The following is a 6,284-nucleotide window of genomic DNA, read 5'->3' on the forward strand; positions in this document are numbered from 1 at the left end:
GCAAATTGTCGCAATTTCATGGAATCCCCCAGTCCCCAACGGAACGGAAGCGTTCAGGTTGCTGCCGATCGCCGGATTACTGGTTTTCCCACTGCTCGACCAGCTCGTCCCAGTAGTCGGCGCTGAGTCGACGCCGGCCGTGCGCCAGCCAACCCTCGGTGCTCCGCTCCAGGTGCAACCCCAATTCGGCGAACCTGTCGATCCAGGTGCCGGGCTCCACGCCGAGCTGACTCAGCGCACAGTTGATCGGCCACTGCTCGCGCGGCGCGCTCAACTCGTCGTCGAAGCACGGGCCCCAGGACAGCGCCCCGCCCAACCACACCGCCGCCGCCTGGTAGCCGACCCCACCACCGAACTCCGCCTCCAGATAGGCCACCGGCCCCGACTGTGACCAGCGGGTCAGCACCTCGACCAGCGCCGTCGACAACACCAGGCCGAACGGGCGCGCGGCACTCCGGTCGTCAGTGGCGAAATCCGGCAACGACCCGGTCAGCTCGATCACCAACTGCGGGGTGACCGGCAGTAACGCGAAGTCCTGGCGCAGCTCGCCGAGGACCGCGTGATCCAGCTCGGCGGTCTGCTCGCGGAGCAGTTCAACGTCCGCGACCACCGCGCTGAGCTGGTAAGCCATCGAACCTCCGGTCGTCCACAGCCTGTGGATAGAACATGTGTACGACGGATTCCCCGCCTTCCGTGCCTGGGACGGTACCGGCCGGAGGGTGGACGTGCCGGGCCCCTGCTCGACGAGAGGGCATCGGCGAGCAGGGCGACGGTTGTACGGTCCTGGCCATGGCCAATCAACTCAGCGTCTCCGGTGTGCCGTTCCCGCTCGTGCCCTCGTCCGCCGAGCTGTGGCGGGTCGACGAGGCGGCCGGCACCGTGGCGATCGAGGCGCAGCCGCACACTGACATCTTCATCGACCCCAGCACCGGCTCCGCCGAGGCGGCCGAGACCACCACCGTCAGTGCCGAGTCGACGCTCAACGCGGCGACGCTGCTCGGGGACCTGCCGACGGGGGACTTCCAGTTCAGCGCCCGGGTCACAGTGGACTTCGCCGCCACCTTCGATGCCGGGGTGCTCCTGCTGTGGCTCGACGAGCGGCGCTGGGCCAAGCTGTGCTTCGAGTTCTCCCCAGCAGGCGACCCGATGATCGTGTCGGTCATCTGCCGAGGCGTCGCCGACGACGCGAACGCCTTCGTCGTACCCGACCGGTCGGTGTGGCTGCGGGTCTCCCGCGTCGACGGGGTCTACGCGTACCACGCCTCGGTCGACGGTGTGACCTGGCGGTTGATCCGCGTCTTCCTCCTCGACCCTGACACGTCTCGCGACCGGATCGGCTTCGCGGGCCAGTCCCCGACCGGTGAGGGGTGCGGCGTGACCTTCGACGAGATCACGTTCCGGGCAGAGCGTCTGGGCGATCTCCGCGACGGCTCGTGACCTACCTGCCGCGGTGGGCGTGCGACCGGGCGCAGGTCAGGTGCGTCGGGTGACCTGGCTGACGAACGCGCGCCAGGCCGTGGGCGCGAAGGCGAGCGCCGGGCCGGCCGGGTCCTTTGAATCCCGTACGCCGATGACGCCGGGCAGATTGTCGGCGACCTCGACGCAGGCGCCGCCGTTGCCGCTGCTGCGGCTGCTCTTGCGCCACCGGGCGCCGTTCAGCTCCATGACTCCGCCACTTCCTGGATGAGTTCGACCGACTGCCAGTGGGACAACGCCTCGCCGCGCACGTTCTCCCATGCCGCCATCATGGCCGCGATGTCCTCGGGGTCGCTAGCGACTTGTCCCTGAAGTTGATTGTCGAGGTAGCCGGCGACCCGGTGGTCGTGGCTGTGCGCGATCACGAAAGGTCCGTTGAGGCCGGCATAGGCGCCGACCGCGCTGGGCACGACGTGCACCCGGATGTGCGGCTCGACGCACGCCGCCGCCACGGCCAGCAGTTGCTCGCGCATCGTCGACCGGCCGCCCACCGGACGGCGGATGACCGCCTCGTCCACGACCGCCGTGAACTGCGGCGGGTCGTCCCGCTTGAGGATGCCCTGCCGGCCGAGTCGGACCGTGAGATGCCGCTCGATCTCACCCCGGGGGATCAGGCCCGCGTCGCCCAGCACCGCGCGGGCGTACGCCTCGGTCTGGAGCAATCCCGGCAGAACTGTCGACTCGAACCAGCGAAGCGACACCGCCTCGCGCTCGATCTCCTGCCACGGACGAAACCAAATGGGGTCACGACGTCTTGAAGTGTCCGGCCAGATGTCCGACACGTCCTTGTGTAGCGCCTCCGCTGCCGCCAGTCGGTGGCGTGGATGCGGGATCCGGTCCTCGGTCAACCAGCGCCCCACGGTCTTCGGGTCGACGCCGACGGTCTCGGCGAGAGATTCGGTGGTGTGTCCGGTGTCGCTGAGCGCCACCCGAAGCGCGTCGTTCACGGCTCCTCCATCGGATGTCCTAGATATCCGGGAACCATATCGCTACGCGGTGTATCTGTCTCGTAACTCTCCCGATGGTGGTCCACAGAAGACGGCGTGGCCGGTGGAGGCGCAGGAGCCCGGCGGTCGGCGTCAGTCCGGGGTCGCCCCGACGGGGAGGCGGGGCGGCCCCCGCCCACCGCGAAGGAGATGAGCCCGTGCCCCGCCGCCGCTACCGGAACCACCTACCGACCCGACCGACCTGGCGCTGTGCCGCGTGCGGCATCGCCTGGCCCTGCTCGGCGGCGAAGCTGCGGCTGCTCGGCGAATACCGGCACGACCGGCTCGCGTTGACCGTCTACCTGGCGACGCTGCAAACAGAGGCCGGCGAACACCTCACCGACCTCGACCCGGCCCGGCTGACCGACCGCTTCCTCTCCTGGGCCCGCGCCCGCGCCTGAATGGTCCCGGCCGCGTGCCCCGTCGACCGATCACACCTGCTGCAGTTGTGTGAGCGACACCGCCTGAGCGCGGTGTCGCTCACCGGTGGGGGAGCCGGCGCCGTTCGGAGTACCCACGGACCCCCGAAGGACGCCGGCCCGCGACCCTGTTCGTCCGGTCAGCCGTCGATGCTGGGCCAGTCGAGACTCGAACAGCTCGGCTGGATCAGGTTGTCCTTCCCGTCGACCAGGCAGATCTTGAGCCCGATGACCTCGCCCTTCGCGACGTTGTTCGGGAAGATCGTGTACGGGTCGTAGATGACCGAAGTCCACGCGCCGTTGCCGTTGTACTTCGTGCCGAGGTACTTCCCGTGCAGCCACGCCCAGACCTGCACCCCATGGCCGTCGGCGGCGATGTCGCGGATGACCAGATAGTCGTCGTTATTACCGCCGCCAGCCGCGCCGGGGCCGTAGTCGATGAAGTCGACCGCGCCGCCCCCCTGGCCGGAGTAGACCGTGTAGTCGTCGTTGCCGGCGGCAGCCGCCGGGTTCGAGGTGGCCAGGATCGCGGTCAGCGCCACCGTCAGCGGCAGCAGTACCCGCCTGGCAAGGGATCGTGTCATGTCCGTCGCACTCCTCTGCATCGCTCGCTCCGGCCCTTCGGTCGGTGCCGATTGGCTTGATCATTGCGATGCCGGCTTGTCCAGACCTTCGACAAACCTTGAACCCCGAGGTGACGAGATCCGCGAACGGGACGCCAACCGGGAGGCGTGGTTCTCGGTGCAGGGCGCGGAGCACGTCCAGGTGGTGGGCTGACGCCTGCGCGCAGACGACTCAGGGCCGGTCCCCGTGGGGCCGGCCCTGTCGTTGGTGCTGCTCAGGCGAGCGGAGGATACGAGATTCGAACTCGTGAGGGTGTAAACCCAACACGCTTTCCAAGCGTGCGCCCTAGGCCTCTAGGCGAATCCTCCGCGAGCCAGGATACAGGCCCGTCTCGGCCGGGCCACCCCACCACCCCCTGAAGATCGACCGGCGGTCGGGTAGGCTGGGCGGCACCTCCCGTGCGGCGGTATCTCGTGAACCTCCCCAGGGCCGGAAGGCAGCAAGGATAAGCGAGCTCTGCCGGGTGCACGGGAGGCCTTTTTGTCTGTGGACCGGTTGATCCGCTCGGCATCCGTGATGTCGCGGTGTCCCGGCCATGCGGACACCGCGGTTTCCAGGAATCCGAGTCGATCAAGCCCTGGCGGCCCGGTCGATCAAGCCCGAAGGCCCAGGCGCCCGGGGTGGTGGGTGGTCACCCGCGCCCGACCGGCGCAGAATGGCTCGGTCGAGAGGAGGCGGGACGAGTGACGCTGGCGCTCTACCGCAAGTACCGGCCGCGTACCTTCGCTGAGGTCATCGGTCAGGAGCACGTGACCGAGCCGCTGTCGCAGGCGCTGCGCAGCGGACGGCTCAACCACGCCTACCTCTTCTCCGGCCCCCGTGGCTGCGGCAAGACCACCAGCGCCCGGATCATGGCCCGCTCGCTCAACTGTGAGCAGGGCCCCACTCCCGAGCCGTGCGGCAAGTGTGACTCCTGCCGCTCGCTGGCCGCCGACGGTGCCGGCTCGATCGACGTGATCGAGATCGACGCGGCCAGCCACGGCGGTGTCGACGACGCCCGCGAGCTGCGCGAGCGCGCCTTCTTCGCGCCAGCCAGCAGCCGCTTCAAGATCTACATCATCGACGAGGCGCACATGGTCTCGACCCAGGGCTTCAACGCCCTGCTCAAGCTGGTCGAGGAACCCCCTGAGTACGTCAAGTTCATCTTCGCCACCACCGAGCCGGAGAAGGTCCTCGGCACGATCCGGTCGCGGACCCACCACTACCCGTTCCGGCTGTTTCCGCCGAAGGTGGTCCGCCCGTACCTGGAGCAACTCACCCAGGCCGAGGGCGTCGCCGTCGAGCCGGCGGTCTTCCCGCTGGTGGTCCGCGCCGGTGGCGGCAGCATGCGGGACAGCCTCTCGGTGCTCGACCAGCTCATCGCTGGCGCCGGCGCGGAGGGGGTCAGCTACGCCCGGGCCGTCGCGCTGCTCGGGGTCACCGACTCGGCGCTGATCGACGAGATGTGCGACGCGCTGGCCGCCGGAGACGGCGCCGCCGCGTACGCCACCGTCGACCGGGTCGCCGAGGCCGGGCACGACATGCGCCGGTTCGCCTCCGACCTGCTGGAACGGCTGCGCGACCTGATCGTCATCCAGCAGGTGCCGGACGCCGCCGCGAAGGGCCTGATCGACGCCCCGGCCGACCAGATCGAGCGGATGGCGGCCCAGGCTTCGCAGCTCGGCTCGGCAACGCTGTCCCGCTGCGCCGACATCGTGCACAACGGCCTGGTCGAGATGCGCGGCACCACCGCGCCCCGCCTGCTGCTGGAGCTGATCTGCGCCCGGATGCTGCTGCCCGGCTCGGACGACTCCACCGGCGGCCTGCTCCAGCGCCTGGAGCGGATGGAACGCCGGCTCACAGTGGGCGGCACCGACGCGCCGTCGGCCGCCGCCGGCTCCGCGCCAACCAACCACCAAGGGGTACGCCCACAGCAAGCCACCCCGGTCCCGGCTGCCGCCACCCCGACACCAGTGAACGCCCCGACCTCCGCACCGCCGTGGGAGGTCGATCCGGCGGCGTCCCCGGCCCAGGGCGCTTCCGCCCCGGCTGCTTCGGCCACCGGGGCACCTGCCTCGCCTGCTCCGACCTCCGGTGTGCCGGCCTCGTACGCCTCGACGGCCGACTCGCCGATCCCGGCCTCCCCCGGCGCGTCGACCGGGTCGGCAACCGCTGACCAGTCCGTACCCGTCTCGCCCGCCGGGCCGGCCCCCCGTCGCGTGGTGCCACCGTCGGCGGTGCTTCCCGACCCGGCCACGCCCGCGCCGCCCCGACCCGGAGCACCGCCCGCCGCGCTGGACGCGGTAGCGGTCCGCCGCGTCTGGCCCGACGTCGTCGGCAAGGTCAACCGGACCAACAAGCGGATCGCCGCCCTGATGCGGGACGCGGTCGTCCGCGAACTCGACGGCGACATGCTGGTGCTGACTGTGAAGTCCACGGTGCTGGCCAAGATGATGGCCGACCATGCGGCGGTGCTCACCGACGCGCTCTACGAGGAGTTGGGCGGGCGCTGGCAGATCCGGTGCGAGGTGGCCGGCGAGCGTGGTGGCGTGTCGCTGTCCGGCTCACCGCGCGCGCAGCAGACCGCACCGGCCCGACCCGCCGCCCCGCCAGCCACGTCGGAAACGCCCGCCGCGACCCCGGCTGCCGCCGCCCCGACGAGCGCACCCCCAGCCGGGCCAAGCACGAACCCCGCGCCTGGCTCGAACCCCGCGCCTGGCTCGAACCCCGCGCCTGGCTCGAACCCCGCGCCTGGCTCGAACCCCGCGCCTGGCTCGAACCCCGCGCCTGGCTCGAACCC

The 6,284-nt window shown here is 70.5% G+C and carries 7 protein-coding genes, 1 tRNA gene and 1 other RNA gene; 4 read left to right on the forward strand and 5 right to left on the reverse strand.

Annotated features, from left to right (window positions below; all coding sequences use genetic code 11):
• Positions 1 to 76: 76 nt before the first annotated feature.
• Positions 77 to 631: a hypothetical protein gene (locus AB0C19_RS30420; protein WP_357190858.1), complete on the reverse strand. Its 555-nt coding sequence runs from the start codon at positions 629 to 631 to the stop codon at positions 77 to 79.
• A gap of 158 nt (positions 632 to 789) precedes the next feature.
• On the opposite strand from AB0C19_RS30420, the gene AB0C19_RS30425 reads away from it, so the two are divergent.
• Positions 790 to 1,437, forward strand: a complete 648-nt coding sequence (locus tag AB0C19_RS30425; protein ID WP_357190860.1) for a DUF1349 domain-containing protein — start codon at positions 790 to 792, stop codon at positions 1,435 to 1,437.
• Positions 1,438 to 1,473: 36 nt separating this feature from the next.
• Here the strand turns inward: AB0C19_RS30425 and AB0C19_RS30430 are convergent, their stop codons facing one another.
• Entirely contained in the window at positions 1,474 to 1,665 is a 192-nt protein-coding gene (locus AB0C19_RS30430; RefSeq protein WP_357190862.1) for a DUF397 domain-containing protein, read from the reverse strand.
• On the reverse strand, positions 1,656 to 2,423 hold the full coding sequence (locus AB0C19_RS30435; protein ID WP_210780741.1) for a helix-turn-helix transcriptional regulator: 768 nt from the start codon (positions 2,421 to 2,423) through the stop codon (positions 1,656 to 1,658). The genes AB0C19_RS30430 and AB0C19_RS30435 overlap by 10 nt, the downstream gene beginning before the upstream one ends.
• A gap of 197 nt (positions 2,424 to 2,620) precedes the next feature.
• Between AB0C19_RS30435 and AB0C19_RS30440 the strand changes: the two genes are divergently transcribed.
• Complete coding sequence (locus AB0C19_RS30440; protein WP_327033599.1) at positions 2,621 to 2,863, forward strand: flavin reductase; 243 nt, start codon at positions 2,621 to 2,623, stop codon at positions 2,861 to 2,863.
• 158 nt (positions 2,864 to 3,021) lie between these two features.
• Here the strand turns inward: AB0C19_RS30440 and AB0C19_RS30445 are convergent, their stop codons facing one another.
• On the reverse strand, positions 3,022 to 3,465 hold the full coding sequence (locus AB0C19_RS30445; protein WP_357190865.1) for a hypothetical protein: 444 nt from the start codon (positions 3,463 to 3,465) through the stop codon (positions 3,022 to 3,024).
• 263 nt (positions 3,466 to 3,728) lie between these two features.
• Positions 3,729 to 3,813 (reverse strand) — tRNA-Ser (locus AB0C19_RS30450).
• Between the two features lie 82 nt (positions 3,814 to 3,895).
• Here AB0C19_RS30450 and ffs point away from each other — a divergent pair.
• Both ffs and AB0C19_RS30460 read left to right on the forward strand, forming a co-directional pair.
• An RNA gene (gene ffs / locus AB0C19_RS30455) (signal recognition particle sRNA small type) lies at positions 3,896 to 3,985 on the forward strand.
• Between the two features lie 203 nt (positions 3,986 to 4,188).
• Positions 4,189 to 6,284, forward strand: a 2,096-nt coding sequence (locus AB0C19_RS30460) for a DNA polymerase III subunit gamma and tau (RefSeq protein WP_357190867.1), incomplete at its 3' end; no start/stop codon positions are given.

This window comes from Micromonospora sp. NPDC048842 (assembly GCF_040649935.1).
Taxonomy (GTDB): domain Bacteria; phylum Actinomycetota; class Actinomycetes; order Mycobacteriales; family Micromonosporaceae; genus Micromonospora; species Micromonospora hortensis.